Source organism: Xanthomonas sp. NCPPB 1062, assembly GCF_041481705.2.
GTDB lineage: Bacteria > Pseudomonadota > Gammaproteobacteria > Xanthomonadales > Xanthomonadaceae > Xanthomonas > Xanthomonas euvesicatoria.
The window spans coordinates 557,999-576,263 of sequence record NZ_CM192987.1 but is presented as its reverse complement, the minus strand read 5'-3'; the positions used below and the strand labels follow the sequence as shown (position 1 = coordinate 576,263).

Sequence of the window (18,265 nt, the reverse complement as noted above, 5' to 3'; positions counted from 1 at the left end):
CTTCAAGCCAGGCCGCCGCATCGGCTGCCGCGGCATTCACTGCGCATGCCGCACTCAGGCGTCGGCGGTTTCGGCCTGCAACGCCGTGGCCGGCTCGGCACGGCCGGCTTCCGGCGCCGGCAGCGCCGCGGTTGCGCCGGCCGTCGCGGCATGGATCAGCCGCCCGGTGAGCTGCGCGCCGGCGCTCATTTCCACCACCTGGTAGTGCACATTGCCCTGCACGCGCGCATTGGCGGCCAGTTCGACCCGCTCGGCCGCATGCACATCGCCGGTCAGCTGGCCGTTGATGATCACCACCGGCGCACGCACTTCGCCTTCGATGCTGCCCTGCTCGGCCACCGTGAGGGTCGCGCTGGCGCCGTCTTCGGCGATCACCTTGCCCAGGATGCGGCCTTCCACATACAGCCCGCCGCTGAACATCAGGTCGCCGCGGATGACCACCTGCGGCCCGATCAAGGTATCGACCACGGTCTGCGCACCACGGTTGGACTTGTTTCCGAACATGAGCTACTCCCCCGCGCCATTGCCGGCGACTTTCCAATCGAATGTCTGACTGACCGGCGCCCCATCGCCGCTCAGGGAGATTTTGACACGTTGCGGGGTGAAATCCTTCGGCAGGATCACGCTACCGTCCAGCTGCTGGAAATAGCGGAACGAGTACGGCTGCCCGGCGGCATCGGGCTTCTGGTGCAATTCGTTCCAGCTCACCGTCACCAGCTTGCCGGCGCGCACGCCTTCCACCGCAAAGCGCAACTGGCCCTGGCTGATCGCGCCGCGGTTGAGGTTCTGGGTCAGCACCACGCTGTAATTCCAGGTGCCGCCGGCTTCGGCAGTGAATTGCACCGAGTGCGCGTTGAGCCCCTTGCGCTGCGCGGTGGAGCCCACCAGCCGCTCGTAGAACGCCACGTCGGCGCGCAGCGCGGCGATCTGCTCGTCGCGCTCGGCCAGCGAGGCCTGCACTTCGGTATTGGCTGCGCGGCTGATCTTGTCGGACATCGCCAGATTGACCTGGCGCTGCTGCAACTGCTCGATCTGCCGACGTTGCTGGGCCTGGCTGCGTTGCGCCTGCTGCAGCGCTGCCTCGGCCTTCACCAGCCGCGGTGCAGCCGTGCGCGTGGCCATCCACCACACCCCGCCCAGCGAAGCCAGCCACACGATGGCCAGCAGCAGCCACAACCAGCGGCGACCGGGCCGGCCGCCGCCGGAGGCACGTTGGACGATCTGCACGCGTGCGGCTGGTCTCATGGGCATCGGGTCCGGACGGGCCGGCGCAATCATGGGCGGCGTAGTGTGCCAGAGCGCAGACAATGGTCGCGCTGGCGCTGGACCGGCGGTTATCCCAAAGTTCTGCGATAGTTCTGCAATTGTTTGCAGGGAACCACGCCATGAGCGAAGCGCATCTGTTCGTGATCGGCATCCTGCTGGCCTGGCTGGCCGGCATCCGGGTCTATCTCACCGTGTTCGGCGTCGGCCTGGCCGGCCTGCTGGGCTGGATCGACTTGCCGCCGGCGCTGCATCCGGCGCAGTCGTGGTGGGTCCTGGGCACCTCCGGCGCGCTGGCAGTGGCCGAATTCTTCGCCGACAAGATCCCCGGGGTGGATTCGGGCTGGGACCTGCTGCAGACGCTGGCCCGCGTGCCCGCCGGCGCCTTCCTGGCCGCGGCAACGCTCTCGCCCGACGGCGACCTGGGCGCGGGCGCCCTGGCGGCCGGTGCCGGCGTGGCGCTGACCAGCCACACGCTCAAGGCCGGCACGCGCGCACTGCTCAACACCTCGCCCGAACCGGCCAGCAACTGGATCGCCTCGCTGGCCGAGGACACCATCGCCACCACGGCCTTGGCACTGGCACTGGCGCACCCCTGGCTGGCACTGGGTCTTGCGGTGGGTTCCAGCCTGCTGGCGGGGCTGGTGGTGTGGTGGGTCTGGCGATTGCTGTGGCGGGGCATGCGTCGGCTGGTTGCGCCGATGCGCCCCGCCGCTACGCCAACTGCACGCAGCTCCCCGCTACCGTGAAGTTCATCGCATAATCACAGCGACTGTAGGGAGTATCGATGGCCGCCCGAGATCCGGTTTCTTCCACCACACGTGACGACACCGCCACGCGTAATCGTCCACTTCGCGCCGAGACGCCGCCGGCCGACCACTGGCGTCGCTGGGCCGATGAGGTTGCGTCGCCGGTCGACACCGCTGTGCCGGTGAGCGCGGCGATCATTCCTGCGCCTGCCACTGCAGCGGTGCCCAGCCCGGCCGCGGCCGTGTCGGCGCCGCGCGCGTCGGCGGCCAGCGGCAGCGCGCGTGCTGCCGCAGCATCGGCGCCCACGGCGTTACCCACATCGGCAGCGGCCACCGCGCCGCACGACGGCGAGGACAATGTCGCCGCCGATGCGCCGTACCGCGTCCTCATCGTCGAGGACGACCGCTCGCAGGCCTTGTTTGCGCAGAGCGTGCTGCATGGCGCCGGCATGCATGCGCAGGTCGAAATGACCGCCGCCAGCGTGCCGCAGGCGATCCAGGACTATCACCCGGATCTGATCCTGATGGATCTGCACATGCCCGAGCTGGACGGCATCCGCCTGACCACGCTGATCCGCCAGCAGCCCGGTCAGCAGTTGCTGCCGATCGTGTTCCTGACCGGCGACCCGGACCCGGAGCGCCAGTTCGAAGTGCTCGACAGCGGCGCCGACGACTTCCTCACCAAGCCGATCCGCCCGCGCCACCTGATCGCTGCGGTGTCCAACCGCATCCGGCGCGCACGCCAACAGGCGCTGCAGCAAGCCGGCGAACAGGTCAGCGCGCGCAGCAATCCGGAAACCGGCCTGCCCACCCGCGGCCACGTGATGGACCTGCTCGCCGATGCGCTGGAGCGCAAGCAGTCCGGCGGCCTGTTCTTCATCGAGATCGCCAGCGCGCTCGGCCTGCGCGAGCGCTACGGCTATGCCGCCTACGAGCGCCTGATGACCCAGGCCGGGCACCGCCTGGCCAGCGCCGCCCAGCCCTACCCGCTGGCGCGCCTGAACGACAACAGCTTCCTGCTGCTGGCCGTCGACATGCCCGAAGCCAGCCTGGAACAGCAGGCACTGGAGATCCGCCAGCGGCTGTCTGCCAACGCCTTCCCGGTGCGCGAAGAAGAATCCGTGCACGTGCGCTGCGCCATCGGCGTGGCACCGCTGGGCGAGGGCTTCGACGACACCGGCAGCGCGCTGGAAGCGGTCGAACGCACCGCGCTGCAGGCACGCCTGCGCAGCGACGGCGTGCAGACCTACCTGGCGCCCAGCCAGGCCGAACAGCAGGAACAACTGCGGCTGGTCGAAGGCCAGCTCGAACTGGCCTATCAGCCGATCGTGGCCGTGGCCGGCGGCGACACCGCGCAGTACCAGGTGCTGCTGCGGCTGCGCCAGGCCGACGGCACCTTGCTCTCGGCAGGCCAGGTCATTCCTGCCGCAGAAGCGGCCGGGCGCATCGCCGATCTGGACCAGCAGGTCATGGACCACGCGCTGGGCCTGCTGCACCTGTACCAGCACGCCAGCCCGCCGCTGCGCCTGTTCGTCTCGCAATCGCCGCGCACGCTGGCCCGCGACGCCTTCGCCGACTGGCTGCTCAAGGCGCTGGTCGAACGTGGCGTGGCCGGCCAGTCGCTGATCGTGGATCTGCGCCTGGACGATGCATTGATCCATGCCGTCACCGTGCAGCAGTTCTGCGCCAAGTTGATGCCGGCCGGCGTGCAGTTCTGCCTCAGCCAGTTCGAACCCGGCGACGAAGCCAACGCACTGCTGGCCCAGCTGCCGCTGAGCTTCGTGCGCATGGCCAACCGCTTCGCCGATGCGCACGGCAACGCGGCGGTGCGCGACGAACTGCGCGGCGTCATCGACATCGCCCACCAGCGCGGCCTGCTGATCATCGGCCAACGCATCGAAGACCCGCAGGCCGCGGCTGCGATGTGGATGAGCGGCGTGGATTTCATCCAGGGCAACCTGGTGCAGACGGTCGGCAAGGAACTGGACTTCGACTTCACGAGCGCGGTGCTCTGAGTGAGAGAGCGGGCAGCAGGTCTTCGCGCCTGGAGCATCTTGGCAGTGCTGGCCGCGCTGGCGGCCGCACTCGGCGCAGGCCTGCAATGGTCGTCGCTGCAAGGCCCCTGGCGCGCCGTCAGCGCGGTGTCGGCAGTACTGGCGGTGGTCTGCGGGCTGTGCGCCGCACTTGCGGCCCACCGGGCTGCCCAGGCGCAGCATGCGTTGGCACAGCGCCTGGAAGAGGCCGACCTGGCCCGCGAACGCTTGCAGCAGGAACTGCGGCGCCACGGCGAACTCGAACAGGAACTGTTGCGCGCCAAGCAGGCCGCCGAGGCCGCCACCCTGGCCAAGGGCGAATTCCTGGCCACCATGAGTCACGAGATCCGCACCCCGCTCAACGGCATCATTCCGATGCTGGAGCTGATCTCCAGTGGCCAGCTCAGCGTTGACCAGCGCGACATGCTGCAGACCGCCACCGGCAGCTCGCTGCAGCTGCTGCGCATCGTCGACGACATCCTCGATTACTCCAAGCTCGAGGCCAACAAGCTCGAACTGGAAATCACCACCTTCAACCTACGCGAGCTGCTCGACGGCGTCATCCAGTTGCTGCAGCGCACCGCCGAAGGCCGCCAGCTGCGCCTGAGCCTGGATATCGAACCGTCGGTACGGCTGCTGGTGCGCGGCGACCCGATCCGCCTGCGCCAGGTGCTGGGCAACCTGATCGGCAACGCCATCAAGTTCACCGAACGCGGCAGCGTCGACATCCAGCTGCGCCGCCTGGGCGAAACGCGCGCCCAGCACCTGCTGCGCTTCCAGGTGCGCGACACCGGCATCGGCATCGCCCCGGACCAGCAGGCACGCCTGTTCCGCTCCTTCGCACAAGCCGATGCCTCCACCACGCGGCTGTACGGCGGCACCGGCCTGGGGCTGGCGATCTGCAAGCGCATCATCGACCTGATGGGCGGCCGCATCGGGGTGGAATCCGAACCCGGGCGCGGCTCCACCTTCTGGTTCGAAATCCCGCTGCTCAAGGTCATCGGCGACCTCCAGCAGGCCACCGGCGCCGATGCCGCACGGGTGATGGTGATCAGCTCCGATGCGCGCCTGTCGCAACGCCTCAAGCGCCTGCTCGACAGCTGGGGGGTGTCGCACGTGCTCATGGAAACCACCCAGGAAGCGCTCGAACGCGTGCGCCGGCACAACGACAGCGAGGGCTTCCGCTGCGTCATCGCCGACCACGACACGTTGCGCTACAGCGCGCGCGCGGTGCACCGCGCGCTCGCCCGCCCGGAAAACGCCAACAGCGCGCGGCTGATCTGGCTGTACGGCGAAGAACCGGTGCCGGCCGAACTGCAGGATCACGCCACCCTGGTGCCGCGACAGAGCCCGGACGAAACCCTGCGCGCCCTGGTGCTGCCGCCCGAACCCAAGCCCGCCCACGTCACCACGCTGGCCTCGGCGATGATCCCCGAGCCATTGCCGCCGCCGATGGCCAATGCGCGCGAGGTGCGCATCCTGCTGGTCGAAGACAACCCGGTGAACCTGCTGGTCGCGCAGAAGCTGCTGGCCGTGCTTGGCTTCGAGGCCGACACCGCCACCGACGGTGAAGCCGCACTGGCCAGCATGGAATCCACCCGCTACGACATGGTCTTCATGGATTGCCAGATGCCGGTACTGGATGGCTATGCCGCCACCCGCCGCTGGCGCGCGATGGAAACCGAGAGCGGCGGCCGCCCGATTCCGATCGTGGCCATGACCGCCAACGCCATGGCCGGCGATCGCGAACGCTGCCTGGCCGCCGGCATGGACGACTATCTGTCCAAGCCGGTCGCACGCGAACAGCTCGACGCCTGTCTGCAGCGCTGGCTGCCGCGTCAGGCGCTGCTGCCCGGCCCAAGCAGCGCCGGCCAGGCGACCCACGACCCCGAAAGCGCCAGCGCCGCTGCCCAGGCACGCGCACTGCCGATCCTGGACAACAGCGTGATCGACGAGCTGTACGAAGTGGCCGGCGCGGACACCATCACCATCCTGCAGCTGTTCCTGGAAGACGCACCGCTGATCATCGAGCAACTGGAAGCGGCCGCCGCCAACCGCGACAGCATGCAGCTGCGCGACCTCGCCCACACCCTCAAGTCCTCCAGCGCCAACGTCGGTGCGCAGGCGGTGTCCAACGCGGCCCGGCGCATCGAACTGGCCGCCCGCACCGGCACCATCGAACGCCCCTCGGTCATGGTCGCCCTGGTCATCGCCGAATACGCCCGCGCCCGCCTGGCGCTGCTAGGCCAGGTCGCCCGCCTGCAAGCCGCCGCCAGCACCACAAATCCGTAGTCGCATCAGCGCTGTCGAAGCAGCAGCAGACGCCTGGCGCCGCCACCTGCATCGAACTGCCGAGGGATGCCATCCCGGCCGCGAACACGCTCGGGTAGAGCCGCCCTAACCACGAACGTTATTCGGCCGCTGCCCTGACAGCGCGGTGAGCGGCCCGGGATCCTGGTTCCGAAAGGACACCAGAGCCCCTCTCCTGCGGGAGAGGGGTTGGGGCGAGGGTAAGGACGAAGCCGCGCACTCTCACCCGGCAACAGAATCTGTAGAAGCAAATCATCAGCGAACAATCGCTGAGAACCCCGACCGGCAGCAGTACCGCGCATCCGCAAATTCAGGGCCAAACAAGACAGCCTTGACCATGCGCGTTCAGTCGTCCAGCTTGGTCAACAGGTAATTCGGCTCGCCGATGCGCGCCACCAGGTCCAGCTGGGTTTCCAGCCAGTCGATGTGCTCTTCTTCGGACTCCAGGATGTCCACCAGCAACTGGCGGCTCACGTAGTCCTTGACGGTCTCCGCATACGCCACCGCCTCGCGCAGCACGACAACCGCCTCGCGCTCCAGGGTCAGATCGCAGCGGAACATCTCGGTCGGGTTCTCGCCGATGCGCAGCTTGCCCAAGGCCTGGAAATTGGGCAGTCCTTCGAGAAACAGAATGCGGTCGGACAGCTTGTCCGCATGCTTCATTTCGTCGATGGATTCCTTGTACTCATGCTCGGCCAGTTCTTTCAGGCCCCAGTTCTTCAGCATCTTGGCGTGCAGGAAGTACTGATTGATCGCAGTGAGTTCGTTGTAGAGCACCTTGTTGAGGTACTCGATGACCTTGGTATCGCCCTTCATGCGATGTCTCCGAGACAGTGAGCCGGCCGCACTCTAGCGCGTTGGCGCGGCACATGAAGGAACGCGAATCGTGATCAGTTGCGGGACGCGCCGCGGGCAGCTGCCAGCTGCAATCGCGAATCAGGCGTGGAAGGCCGCAGTCTTGTGCCGGCTATCAACGGGCGACCACTTTGCCGCAGGTGGCGCCGGCGAGGCAGGATGGAACTGGCATTCGCGGCGCGGGCCGGCAGATGCATCTGGCATCAGGTACCGCGTGGGAATCCCGGAACAGCCATCGTCGGGACATCGGCCCCGAGCGCCTGCCTCAGGCAGCGCTAGCCAGCCCCAGGAGCGGCAACGGCAATGCGCGGGTGGCATGTGCCTGGCTCAACAGATCGCCCGCCATCTCCAGGCATGAGCCGCAATTGGAGCCACAGCCGGTACGCATGGTCAGTTCGGCAAGGCTGGCGCAGCCATTCTCGGCCGCTTCGCGGATCTGGTGGTCGGTGACCCCATTACAGATGCAGACGTACACAGTATCGGTCGGGTGTTGGCGATCCGGAAAGGACCGGCGCTGATTGCACCGCAAACGAGAATAGGTGTCAATTCCATCCGTTAATCATTATTAATCCGCATCGCGCGAGCCCCGCTGCGCTTGCGTGGCCGCTTGCGTGGGCTGTCGTGCCCCGCCGCGCTGCTGCCCGGCAGCCACGCCTCCAGCGCACGTTGGGGCATCGCACCGACTGCCGCCGGGCCGGCCAGGCTTTGCGCAAGCGGCGCCAGATGACGCAGCGCGCGCGCATAGACGCCGCGCTTGAACATCACCACGTGCTCGACCGGATACCAGAAATCCACCCAGCGCCAGTGGTCGAACTCCGGGGTGTCGGTATGGTCGAGCTTGAGATGGGATTCATCGCCGGTGAACTGCAGCAGGAACCAGACCTGCTTCTGCCCGATACACACCTGCCGCTCATTGCGGCGCACTGCCCTGCTGGGCAGCCGATAGCGTAGCCAGCCAGGCGTGGCGCCGAGCAATTCCACATGCTCGGGCAACAACCCGGTTTCTTCGCGCAACTCGCGGTACATGGCTTCAACGGGCGTCTCATCGGTGTTCATGCCACCCTGCGGGAACTGCCAGCCGTCCCTGCGCACGCGTCGTGCCCAGAACACCTGACCGTCCTGCCGCATCAGCACAATGCCGACGTTTGGCCGGAAACCGTCCGGATCGATCACGATGCGGACTCCTGAAAATCTACTGCCACCGACTCTGCCACGGCGACGCCTGGCTCACAAGCTGAAAACGAAATGCTTGACAACAGCACGACGCATCGTGAGAATTGCCGGCTCCCTAGGCTATGTAGCTCAGCCGGTTAGAGCACAGCACTCATAATGCTGGGGTCGGTGGTTCGAGTCCACCCATAGCCACCAAGGTGTTCACGCCCTCACCGGCATGCAATAATCTTGGGCCAACACGTTTTATTGCCCCGTCGCCAAGCGGTAAGGCACCTGACTCTGACTCAGGCATTCGGTGGTTCGAATCCATCCGGGGCAGCCAAACACAAAAGGTCCGATCGAAAGATCGGGCCTTTTTTGTTGCCCGGCGTCCGGCGGCAACGCATGGCGCATCTGCGTTCATGCATATCGCATTCGGCCTCCAGGACGATCCTGGCCACGCGCTCGTACAGGGCACATACCAGGACCCAAAACGACAAAAGCCCGGCGTGGCCGGGCTCTTGAAGCAGGCATCCCGGCGAACCGGGATGCACCAAACGCAATGGATCAGCGCTTGGAGAACTGGGTGGCGCGACGGGCCTTATGCAGACCGACCTTCTTACGCTCGACTTCGCGAGCGTCGCGGGTCATGAAGCCAGCCTTGCGCAGCTCGGACTTCAGGGTTTCGTCGTACTCGACCAGCGCACGGGCGATGCCCAGACGGATCGCACCGGCCTGGCCGGTGGTGCCGCCGCCGGAGGCGGTGACCATGATGTCGAAGCTTTCGGTGTTCTTGGTCAGTTCCAGCGGCTGGCGCACGATCATGCGCGCAGTCTCACGACCAAAGAATTCGTCCAGCGGACGATCGTTGACGGTGATGTTGCCGGTGCCCTTGCGCAGGAACACGCGAGCGGTGGAGGACTTGCGGCGGCCAGTGCCGTAGTTTTGCGTGATAGCCATGATTAGATATCCAGAACTTGCGGCTGCTGGGCGGCGTGCGGATGCTCGGCACCCGAATAGACCTTGAGCTTGCGGTACATGGTGCGACCCAGTGGGCCCTTCGGCAGCATGCCCTTGACGGCGATTTCGATCACGCGCTCCGGGTGGCGCTGCAGCGCCTGCTCCAGGCTCTCGGTCTTCAAGTTACCGATGTAGCCGGTGAAGCGGTGATACTTCTTGTCTTTCAGCTTGTTGCCCGTGACGACGATCTTCTCGGCGTTGATTACCACCAGGTAATCGCCAGTATCGACGTGAGGGGTATAAACCGGCTTGTGCTTGCCGCGCAGGCGGCGGGCCAGTTCGGTGGACAGACGGCCGAGCGTCTTGCCGGCGGCGTCAACGAGATACCAGTCGCGCTGGACGGTCTCGGACTTGGCGGTGAACGTAGTCATGAGAAAACTCTTGAGTGGTCGGGCGGATTGCAGCGGCCGATGACCACTGGAACTTTGCCACGCGTTGTGAAGGCGAAACAGAAGAGGCGGGATTGTACGGGACGTTCGGCGGCGGCGCAAGTTGCAGCAACAACCGCGCCATGGCGGTTGGCAGCACGGCGGACCGGGGCCAGAATCGCCGTATGACCCAGATCTCCCCCACCCGCCTGCATAGCCCGCTCGACCGGCTGCTGGTCGAAGCCCAGCGCGCGCTGGACACCGTCTTCGGCAATCCGCCGGCCGAGCGTCCCAATCCCGCCGCCGACACGCCCGACGTCGTCCTGGACCCGGAGCAGCGTCGTCATGCGGCCGGCCTGATGCGCATCAACCATGTTGGCGAGGTGTGCGCGCAGGGCCTGTATTTCGGCCAGGCCGCCGTCGCCCGCGACGCACACACCCAGCACCACCTGCTGGAAGCTGCCCAGGAAGAAACGGATCACCTGGCCTGGTGCGCCGACCGCCTGCACGAGCTGGACAGCCGCCCCAGCCTGTTCAACCCCGTGTGGTATGCCGGCAGCTACGCGCTCGGCGCGCTGGCCGGGCTGCGCGGCGACGACTGGAGCCTGGGATTCGTGGTCGAGACCGAACGCCAAGTCGAAGCGCACCTGGACGAGCATCTGGAAACCCTGCCCCAGGACGACCAACGCAGCCGCGCCATCCTGCGCGTGATGAAGATCGACGAGGCCCGCCATGCCGACCAGGCCGAGCAGGCTGGCGCCCGCCCGCTCCCGGCTCCGATCCCAAGCGCGATGGCCCTGGCCTCCAAGCTGATGAAGACGGTTGCTTACCGCCTCTAGTTGGGAATTGGAAATTGGGAATCGGGGACTGGGGACTGACGACCAGAATCTAGCCCGTACCCGAGTACACCCGACACGGCGATCAACCGCTGGCCGGCACACCACTGAAGCACAGCCCCCCTTGTTTAGGGGGGCGCGCGCCAAAGGCGTGGGGATAGGCCTCTGAGTCGGGGTCCCAAGGTTTTGCGCCGCAAACTGGGGCTGTTCCCGCATTGCGCGTGCAGCTACGGCCGAACGGGTGGATAGGCAGCCTCCAGTCGGAGCCCAGCGTTTGCGCAGCAAACGCTGGAGGACTGACTACCCGACCAGCTTCAGCCCGATCACGCCGGCCACGATCAGACCGATGCATGCCAATCGCGACCACGAGGCGCTATCGCCAAATAGCGCGATACCGGCAATGGTCACGCCCAGGGCGCCGATGCCGGTCCAGATCGCATAGCCGGTGCCGACCGGAATGGTCTTCAGCGCCTGTGTCAGAAACCACAGGCTGATGCCGGCAAGGCCGATTGTCAGCACGGTCGGCCACAGGCGAGTGAACCCGTCGCTGTATTTCAGTCCCATGGCAAAGCCGATCTCGAACAGGCCGGCCAGCAACAGATAGATCCAGGGCATTGCAGTACTCCTCACAGAAAAAACGGACAAAAAAAAAAGCGACCCAGTGTCTGCACACTGGGCCGCCGTCGGCTGTGGAACGCGAGGTCGTCGCGTGGCGGGCCGTCCCGCCTTGTGGCGTTTGCGCGCTTGCGAGCAAGCACGCGACAGGATGCGCCTGCGCTTATTCGCTCAGGTTGCGTCCGTGAAACAGTTCTTCGATTTCGCGCTTGAGCAGCGTTTCGATCTTCATGCGCTCCTTGAACGACAGGTTCTTGGCGCGCTCTTCGAACAGGTACTGATCCAGGTCGAAGTCCTTCAGGTGCATCTTCGTGTGGAAGATATTTTCCTGGTAGACGTTGACGTCGAACATCTCGTAGCGCGACTTCACGTTCTTGGCGAGAAATTGCTGGATCGAGTTGATCTTGTGATCGATGTAATGCTTCTTGCCCTTCACATCGCGCGTGAAGCCACGCACGCGGTAATCCATGATCACGATGTCCGATTCCAGACTCTCGATCAGGTAGTTGAGCGCCTTCAATGGCGAAATCACGCCGCAGGTCGCGACGTCGATGTCGGCGCGGAACGTGGCGATGCCTTCCTGCGGGTGCGTTTCCGGATATGTATGGACAGTGATATGACTCTTATCCATATGAGCAACCACGGCATCGGAGATCAGCTCCTTGCCGGCCTGCTTCTTGTCGATCACCGGTTCTTCGGAGATCAGGATCGTCACCGATGCGCCCTGCGGATCGTAGTCCTGACGTGCGATATTGAGGATGTTGGCGCCAATGATCTCGGCCACATCGGTCAGGATCTGCGTCAGACGATCGGCGTCGTATTGCTCATCGATATACTCGATGTAGCGCTGACGCTCCTCTTCGGTACGCGCATAACAGACGTCGTAGATGTTGAAGCTCAACGCCTTGGTGAGGTTGTTGAACCCCTGTAGCCTCAGACGAGGCAACGGCTTGACCACGTCGGTCTGTCCTTATGGAAAGCGGGAAAGGAGTCAATTATGAGCCAAAGATCCCAGCAACGAAATGCCGATGTTAAGAGTGGTTTACCTTGCATGACTCATGCCGTTAAGCTTCAGGAATCACACGCGGAACTACCATGAGCCCAGGAAATACGACGGTTGTCACTACGACGGTACGTAACGCTACCCCTTCCCTGGCGCTGGACGCGGGCACCATCGAGCGTTTCCTGGCGCACAGCCATCGAAGGCGCTATCCGACCCGGACCGATGTGTTCCGGCCAGGAGACCCGGCCGGCACCCTCTACTACGTGATCAGCGGCTCGGTGAGCATCATCGCCGAGGAAGATGACGACCGTGAGTTGGTGCTGGGCTACTTCGGCAGCGGCGAATTCGTCGGCGAGATGGGGTTGTTCATCGAATCCGATACCCGTGAGGTGATCCTGCGCACCCGCACTCAGTGCGAGCTTGCCGAGATCAGCTACGAGCGGCTGCAGCAGCTGTTCCAGACCAGCCTGTCGCCGGATGCGCCGAAGATCCTGTATGCGATCGGTGTTCAGCTTTCAAAACGGCTGCTCGATACCACAAGGAAAGCCAGCCGCCTGGCCTTCCTCGACGTGACCGACCGCATCGTGCGCACGCTGCACGACCTGGCCAAGGAACCGGAAGCGATGAGCCACCCGCAGGGCACCCAGCTGCGTGTCTCGCGCCAGGAGCTGGCACGCCTGGTCGGGTGCTCGCGCGAAATGGCCGGCCGCGTGCTCAAGAAGCTGCAGGCCGACGGCCTGCTGCATGCACGCGGCAAGACCGTCGTGCTGTACGGCACCCGCTGACGGCGCTGTGCAGCCAGTGCCTTGTGCACTGGCTGCATGCCGGTTTCGGCTCCGATGGATTCGATTGCGACGGTGCCAACATCGGCACTTCATGCCCTCTGCAGCGGCACTTTTGCGCGATACCTCTTATAAGAGAGTCTTCGCGCCGTCGAACCGCACGCTCTGCATCGCGACTGCGTCACGATCCTGAAGATTCGTTGCGCTACAGGTCGTATCCGTTTGCCCGCGCGACCCGCCGTGCAAGTGCGCCATCGCAAGCTGGACTGCGCAATCGTTGCGCTCCGCGCGAAACGACCTAGCTGCCTGAATGTTGCGCTCGCCTACGGCGCCTTGCCGCCGCGGTCGCGGCAACCCCAGTTGAGGATGGGCGTGCCTGTCGGCAGTACCTGGCGGAACAGCGCTTCGCGGTTGGCCTTGGGGTTGACCACCACCGGCGCGCGCGCGGCCTTCAAGAGCGGCAGATCTGCGGTGCTGTCCGAGTAGGCGATGGCGATATCGGCGTAGCCGCGCTCGCGCAGCATGCGCATCTTTTCTTCGTTATGGCAGTGACGTCGTGCAGTGACTGCGCCCAGGCGCGGGCCGACCAGGCTGCCGATGACCGGCACGTCCTGGTGGGCCACGAAACCGAGAATGGCGCGCGCCAACTCCGGCGGTGCGCCGGTGGCGACCACCACACGGTCGCCGGCGGCGCGGTGTTGGGTGAAGACCTTCAAGGCATGCGGGAGCAGGCGCTGGCGGATCTGCGCTTCATGCTTGAGCACGTATGCGTCGATGAAACGGTTGAACTCGCGCGCGCGGTGCAGGCCGAACGTGGCGATCCACACATAGCCGGACACGCCGCGCCGCCGGGTTGGCAGCATCGCCACCATCGGACCGAGAATTGGCGAGGCCAACAGCGCAACCAGCAAGCGCAACGGGTTGCGCTTGATCAGCCAGGCAAACAGATGACTGCCGGAATCGCCGTCGTACAACGTGTGGTCGAAGTCGAAGACCACCAGCGGTGCGTCTTCGCGCGGAACGGGATACGACTCAGTCATGCGCGAAGAATAGCTGACGCAGCGACTCGCCGGGTTCGGCCGCGCGCATGAAGGTCTCGCCGACCAGAAACGCGTTCACATCGTGACTGCGCATCAGTTGCACATCGGCCTGGGTGACGATGCCGCTCTCGGTGACCAGCACGCGATCGCGCGGCACCGCCGCGCGCATGTCCAACGTGGTCTGCAGCGTCACTTCGAAGGTGCGCAGGTTGCGATTGTTGATGCCGATCAAGGGCACCGGGACCTGCACCGCACGCTCGAGCTCGTCGATGTCGTGTACTTCCACCAGCACGTCCAGGCCCAGCTGCATGGCCAGGCCCGATAGATCGGCCAGTTGGGCGTCCTCCAGCGCGGAGACGATCAGCAGGATGCAGTCGGCGCCGAGCACGCGGGCTTCGTAGACCTGATACGGGTCGACGGTGAAATCCTTGCGCAGCACCGGCAGCGTGCAGGCGTCGCGCGCCTGGCGCAGATAGGCATCCGATCCCTGGAAGAAATCCACATCGGTGAGCACCGACAGGCACGTCGCGCCACCGAATTCATAGCTGACCGCGATATCGGCCGGCTGGAAGTCCGGCCGGATGACACCCTTGGACGGGCTGGCCTTCTTCACTTCGGCGATCACGGCCGGGTCGCCTGCGGCGATGCTGGCCTGCATGGCAGCTGCAAATCCGCGCGTGAGCGGTAGGTCGGCGCTGCGCGCGATCAACTCGGCCAGCGGCACGCGCGCACTGCGCTCGGCGACTTCGTCGGCCTTGCGGGCAAGAATGGTGTTGAGGATGTCGCTCATCGTATCGGGTCCTGGCGGGCGGGCATTATCGGTCAAGACGGGCGTACTGCAGCGCGGCTGCGCGCCATCACGCAGCATGCCAGCGCCACGGTGGGGACGCCGGCGGGTGATGGCCGCTGCGTGGCGGTTGCCGGCATGGCTCAGGCCTGCCCGGCAAGCTGGCGGGTATAGGCGACATAGGCGTCCACCCGCGCGCGCGCCGAGCCGTCGGCGATGACCGCGCGTGCGCGCAGCACGCCATCGGCAATGCTGTGGGCCACGCCGGCCACGTACAACGCAGCACCGGCGTTGAGCGCCACGATATCCAGCGCGGGGCCGGGCACGTTGTCCAATACCTGCAGCAACATCGCGCGCGATTGCGCAGCATCGGCCACCTTGAGGTTACGGCTGGCCGACATCGCGATGCCGAAATCTTCCGGGTGCACTTCGTATTCGCGCACTTGGCCATCGCGCAATTCGCCAACCAGCGTGCCAGCGCCAAGCGAAAGTTCGTCCATGCCGTCGCGCCCCCACACCACCAACGCGCGTTCGGCGCCGAGTTCGTGCAAGACGCGCGCCTGGATACCGACAAGGTCGGGGTGGAACACGCCCATCAGGATGTTCGGCGAGCCGGCCGGATTGGTCAGCGGACCAAGGATATTGAAGATGGTGCGCACCCCCATTTCGCGCCGCACCGGTGCCACCACCTTCATGGCCGGGTGATGCACTGGTGCATACATGAAGCCGATGCCGGTGTGCGCCAACGCGCTGGCAACCTGTTCGGGCTGCAGCTCGATCACCGCGCCCAATGCTTCCAGTGCATCGGCACTGCCGGATTTGGACGAGACGCTGCGATTGCCGTGCTTGGCCACCTTGGCACCGCCGGCTGCGGCGACGAACATGGCGCAGGTGGAGATGTTGAAGGTATGCGAACCGTCCCCGCCGGTCCCGACGATGTCCACCATGTGCTGGCGATCGGCCACGTCCACGCGGCGCGAGAACTCGCGCATCACCGTGGCCGCACCGGCGATTTCGCCGATGGTCTCTTTCTTGACCCGTAGCCCGGTGAGGATGGCCGCGACCATCATGTCGGAGACCTCGCCGCGCATGATCTGCCGCATCAACTCGACCATTTCGTCGTGGAAGATCTCGCGGTGTTCGATGGTGCGTTGCAGGGCTTCTTGCGGCGTGATGGGCATGGAAACAACCGTGGCAGAACGTGATGGATGGAGACGCAGGCGGCTTGCGACGCGCGCGATCAATGCAGGAAAGCGCAAGCGCCAGGCGACGCGACTGCCGTGGCAGCTGCGACGATCACTGGCCTGGACGCGTCATGCGAAAACGCGCCTGCGGCTGCACTTCGTAATAATCGGCCGGCCCGCCCGCGCGCAGAATCGTCTGCACTGCGCCCGGATCATAGATGCCCTCGTGCAGCGCCGACCTGGCCAGGTGCACGCCGACCACTTCGCCCAGCACCAACCAGGTCTGGATGGCGTGACCGGCAGCGGTTTGCAGCGGCAGCAGCTGGCTGAGCCGGCATTCGAAACTGACCGGACTGGCAGCGACCCGTGGCGCAGCGATCAGCCGCGATAGCGCCACCTGCAGGCCGGCCAGACCGAATTCATCGACCTCCGCAGGCACCATCGCCGCGCTGGCGTTCATTGCTTCTGCCAACGGCCGGGTGGCCAGATTCCAGGTGAATTCGCCGGTGGCTTCGATGTTGCGCAGGCTGTCCTTGCGACCGATGCTGGCAAAGCCGACGATCGGCGGGATGTAGTTGAATGCGTTGAAAAAGCTGTACGGCGCCAGATTGGCGATGCCCTCGGCGCTGCGCGAGCCGATCCAACCGATAGGACGCGGGCCGACGATGGCGTTGAACGGATCGTGCGGCAGCCCGTGACCCTGCGTCGGCTCGTAGAAATGGATGCTGTCGTCGGGTGTGCTCATCGTGATTCGAATGCAGTGGAAGGCGGCGCGGTGTTTGAACACGGTGCGTAGTACGGCGCGCGTCGGGCGATGTCGCGATTTCGCATCGTCGCTGCACCGATGCCGCAATGCGATACGTCACGATGGCACAGGCACATCGCAATCAACGCTGCAGAAAGTTCTTCAGCAAGGCATGTCCGTGCTGGGTCAGGATCGATTCGGGATGGAACTGCACGCCTTCGACCGGAAACTGGCGATGGCGCAGGCCCATGATCTCTTCCATCGAGCCATCCGGATTTTCGGTCCAGGCGGTGACCTCCAGTGTGTCCGGCAAGGTGGTCTTGTCCACCACCAGCGAGTGATAGCGCGTGGCCTCGTAGCTGTCCGGCAGGCCGGCGAACACGCCCTTGCCCTGATGACGAATCGGCGAGGTCTTGCCGTGCATGATGTTGCCGGCGCGGATCACATCGCCACCGTAGACCTGGCCAATGCTTTGATGGCCCAGGCACACGCCCAGGATCGGCGTGGTCTGGCCCAGCTGCTCGATCAATTGCAGCGAGATTCCGGCTTCGTTGGGCGTGCACGGACCGGGCGAGATGACGATGCGCTCGGGCTTGAGCGCGGCGATCTGGTCGACGCTCATGGCGTCGTTGCGCACCACAATAACCTCGGCGCCCAGCGCCTGCAGGTACTGCACGAGGTTGTAGGTGAAGCTGTCGTAGTTGTCGAGCATCAGCAGCATGGCAAAGGACTCATTGCGCGATCAGGAAGACCGCATAGATGTTTTCGGTATAAGTGATAGTGCCGGTCATCAGGCTCTCGCCGACTCCCTGGCCCACTGCGCTTGGCGCAGGCGACGACGGTGGAGCCGGCGGCGAAGGCGGAGACACGATCGAGCCTGGCGTTGCCGCTGTGGCGGCCGACCAGGTGCCTGCTTCGACGCCATAGGCAAAATTGGGAGCGACATCCGAAATGCTGTAAATGCCGCCGAGCCGGACGCCGTACGCAGCGGCAAGCCCCTGAGCGGACTGGCGTGACTGCGTCGCGGCTTCACGCTTGAGTTCCGCACGTAACGCGGCAGCATCGGCGTAGGCCGTTTGCATCGATAACACCTGCACATTCTCGTTGGCGTCCAAGTCGCCGAGGAAGGCACGCACATCTTTCAATGAAGTAAAGGTGCCACGAATCCTGCGCTCCACCCGGGTCCCCTCGAAGACGGATTTGCCCGCCTCATAACGCGATTGCGGAGAAATCGAGAGTGCAGAGGCGTAAAGGGAGTCCTTGAGAACGTGATCGCGCTGTAATCCATCCAGAACCAACCTGGCACGGTCTTCGACAAACTTCCGCGCCAAGTCGGGCTGTAATTCCGTCTTGCTGATCTTGAGGTCAACGATAAAGCGGTCTGGATCGACCGTGCGAAACGCCTGGCCTTTGACCAACAAATGCGGCTGCGACGGCAGGGCATTGATCTGCGCCATTCCAACAGTGGGTAGCGTCAGCACAGCGGCGAGCATCCAACCAGCGATTGTGTTCATCGTTGTCGT

Annotated in this window: 20 protein-coding genes and 2 tRNA genes; 7 read left to right on the top strand and 15 right to left on the bottom strand. The window is 65.1% G+C overall.

Annotation, left to right across the window (positions count from 1 at the left end):
- Nucleotides 1-54: 54 nt before the first annotated feature.
- Both ACCQ16_RS02500 and ACCQ16_RS02495 read right to left on the bottom strand, forming a co-directional pair.
- Entirely contained in the window at nt 55-504 is a 450-nt protein-coding gene (locus ACCQ16_RS02500; RefSeq protein ID WP_008574004.1) for a bactofilin family protein, read from the bottom strand.
- A gap of 3 nt (nt 505-507) precedes the next feature.
- The gene (locus tag ACCQ16_RS02495; RefSeq protein WP_033478798.1) at nt 508-1,245 is read right to left on the bottom strand and encodes a DUF6776 family protein; all 738 of its coding nucleotides are present in this window, start codon (nt 1,243-1,245) and stop codon (nt 508-510) included.
- A 140-nt stretch (nt 1,246-1,385) separates the two neighbouring features.
- Between ACCQ16_RS02495 and ACCQ16_RS02490 the strand changes: the two genes are divergently transcribed.
- Genes ACCQ16_RS02490 through ACCQ16_RS02480 form a run of 3 tightly spaced genes read left to right on the top strand, consistent with a single transcriptional unit; the run spans nt 1,386 to nt 6,337 of the window.
- Entirely contained in the window at nt 1,386-2,012 is a 627-nt protein-coding gene (locus tag ACCQ16_RS02490; protein ID WP_011346185.1) for a DUF4126 domain-containing protein, read from the top strand.
- Between the two features lie 38 nt (nt 2,013-2,050).
- The gene (locus ACCQ16_RS02485) at nt 2,051-4,027 is read left to right on the top strand and encodes an EAL domain-containing protein (RefSeq protein ID WP_277572975.1); all 1,977 of its coding nucleotides are present in this window, start codon (nt 2,051-2,053) and stop codon (nt 4,025-4,027) included.
- A gap of 39 nt (nt 4,028-4,066) precedes the next feature.
- On the top strand, nt 4,067-6,337 hold the full coding sequence (locus ACCQ16_RS02480; RefSeq protein ID WP_029818494.1) for an ATP-binding protein: 2,271 nt from the start codon (nt 4,067-4,069) through the stop codon (nt 6,335-6,337).
- A gap of 363 nt (nt 6,338-6,700) precedes the next feature.
- On the opposite strand, the gene bfr is transcribed toward ACCQ16_RS02480, so the two are convergent.
- The 3 genes from bfr to ACCQ16_RS02465 all read right to left on the bottom strand — a co-directional run bounded on the left by bfr (nt 6,701) and on the right by ACCQ16_RS02465 (nt 8,383).
- Nucleotides 6,701-7,171, bottom strand: a complete 471-nt coding sequence (gene bfr, locus ACCQ16_RS02475) for a bacterioferritin (protein WP_003483093.1) — start codon at nt 7,169-7,171, stop codon at nt 6,701-6,703.
- Between the two features lie 304 nt (nt 7,172-7,475).
- Nucleotides 7,476-7,685, bottom strand: coding sequence for a (2Fe-2S)-binding protein (locus tag ACCQ16_RS02470; RefSeq protein WP_029818492.1), 210 nt, complete (start codon nt 7,683-7,685; stop codon nt 7,476-7,478).
- 80 nt (nt 7,686-7,765) lie between these two features.
- The gene (locus ACCQ16_RS02465) at nt 7,766-8,383 is read right to left on the bottom strand and encodes an RNA pyrophosphohydrolase (RefSeq protein ID WP_011346181.1); all 618 of its coding nucleotides are present in this window, start codon (nt 8,381-8,383) and stop codon (nt 7,766-7,768) included.
- Nucleotides 8,384-8,501: 118 nt separating this feature from the next.
- Between ACCQ16_RS02465 and ACCQ16_RS02460 the strand changes: the two genes are divergently transcribed.
- Together ACCQ16_RS02460 and ACCQ16_RS02455 are read left to right on the top strand one after the other, a co-directional pair.
- Nucleotides 8,502-8,578, top strand: a tRNA-Met gene (locus ACCQ16_RS02460).
- A gap of 52 nt (nt 8,579-8,630) precedes the next feature.
- Nucleotides 8,631-8,705, top strand: a tRNA-Gln gene (locus ACCQ16_RS02455).
- 224 nt (nt 8,706-8,929) lie between these two features.
- Here the strand turns inward: ACCQ16_RS02455 and rpsI are convergent.
- Together rpsI and rplM are read right to left on the bottom strand one after the other, a co-directional pair.
- On the bottom strand, nt 8,930-9,322 hold the full coding sequence (rpsI, locus tag ACCQ16_RS02450) for a 30S ribosomal protein S9 (protein ID WP_003483085.1): 393 nt from the start codon (nt 9,320-9,322) through the stop codon (nt 8,930-8,932).
- Nucleotides 9,323-9,324: 2 nt separating this feature from the next.
- A complete protein-coding gene (gene rplM, locus ACCQ16_RS02445; RefSeq protein ID WP_003483082.1) occupies nt 9,325-9,753 on the bottom strand; it encodes a 50S ribosomal protein L13 in 429 nt (142 codons plus the stop codon).
- Between the two features lie 182 nt (nt 9,754-9,935).
- Here rplM and coq7 point away from each other — a divergent pair, with 182 nt between their 5' ends.
- The gene (gene coq7 / locus ACCQ16_RS02440; RefSeq protein ID WP_277573073.1) at nt 9,936-10,589 is read left to right on the top strand and encodes a 2-polyprenyl-3-methyl-6-methoxy-1,4-benzoquinone monooxygenase; all 654 of its coding nucleotides are present in this window, start codon (nt 9,936-9,938) and stop codon (nt 10,587-10,589) included.
- A gap of 297 nt (nt 10,590-10,886) precedes the next feature.
- Here the strand turns inward: coq7 and ACCQ16_RS02435 are convergent, their stop codons facing one another.
- Nucleotides 10,887-11,201, bottom strand: a complete 315-nt coding sequence (locus ACCQ16_RS02435; protein WP_003483069.1) for a DMT family transporter — start codon at nt 11,199-11,201, stop codon at nt 10,887-10,889.
- Between the two features lie 163 nt (nt 11,202-11,364).
- Complete coding sequence (gene speD / locus ACCQ16_RS02430) at nt 11,365-12,159, bottom strand: adenosylmethionine decarboxylase (RefSeq protein WP_007967854.1); 795 nt, start codon at nt 12,157-12,159, stop codon at nt 11,365-11,367.
- A 137-nt stretch (nt 12,160-12,296) separates the two neighbouring features.
- Here speD and crp point away from each other — a divergent pair, with 137 nt between their 5' ends.
- Complete coding sequence (gene crp, locus ACCQ16_RS02425) at nt 12,297-12,989, top strand: cAMP-activated global transcriptional regulator CRP (protein ID WP_005914205.1); 693 nt, start codon at nt 12,297-12,299, stop codon at nt 12,987-12,989.
- A 320-nt stretch (nt 12,990-13,309) separates the two neighbouring features.
- Here crp and ACCQ16_RS02420 read toward each other — a convergent pair whose 3' ends face one another.
- From ACCQ16_RS02420 to ACCQ16_RS02395, 6 genes are all read right to left on the bottom strand, one after another.
- Complete coding sequence (locus ACCQ16_RS02420) at nt 13,310-14,026, bottom strand: haloacid dehalogenase-like hydrolase (protein WP_022558099.1); 717 nt, start codon at nt 14,024-14,026, stop codon at nt 13,310-13,312.
- A complete protein-coding gene (gene trpC, locus ACCQ16_RS02415; RefSeq protein WP_011346178.1) occupies nt 14,019-14,816 on the bottom strand; it encodes an indole-3-glycerol phosphate synthase TrpC in 798 nt (265 codons plus the stop codon). The genes ACCQ16_RS02420 and trpC overlap by 8 nt, the downstream gene beginning before the upstream one ends.
- A gap of 140 nt (nt 14,817-14,956) precedes the next feature.
- Nucleotides 14,957-15,994, bottom strand: coding sequence for an anthranilate phosphoribosyltransferase (trpD, locus tag ACCQ16_RS02410; RefSeq protein WP_218195926.1), 1,038 nt, complete (start codon nt 15,992-15,994; stop codon nt 14,957-14,959).
- 115 nt (nt 15,995-16,109) lie between these two features.
- Nucleotides 16,110-16,742, bottom strand: coding sequence for a flavin reductase family protein (locus ACCQ16_RS02405; protein WP_277572976.1), 633 nt, complete (start codon nt 16,740-16,742; stop codon nt 16,110-16,112).
- A gap of 142 nt (nt 16,743-16,884) precedes the next feature.
- Nucleotides 16,885-17,463 (bottom strand): anthranilate synthase component II, encoded by a 579-nt coding sequence (locus ACCQ16_RS02400; RefSeq protein WP_057681085.1) that lies wholly within the window; start codon nt 17,461-17,463, stop codon nt 16,885-16,887.
- Between the two features lie 10 nt (nt 17,464-17,473).
- On the bottom strand, nt 17,474-18,256 hold the full coding sequence (locus ACCQ16_RS02395) for an SIMPL domain-containing protein (protein WP_014089191.1): 783 nt from the start codon (nt 18,254-18,256) through the stop codon (nt 17,474-17,476).
- Nucleotides 18,257-18,265: the final 9 nt, after the last annotated feature.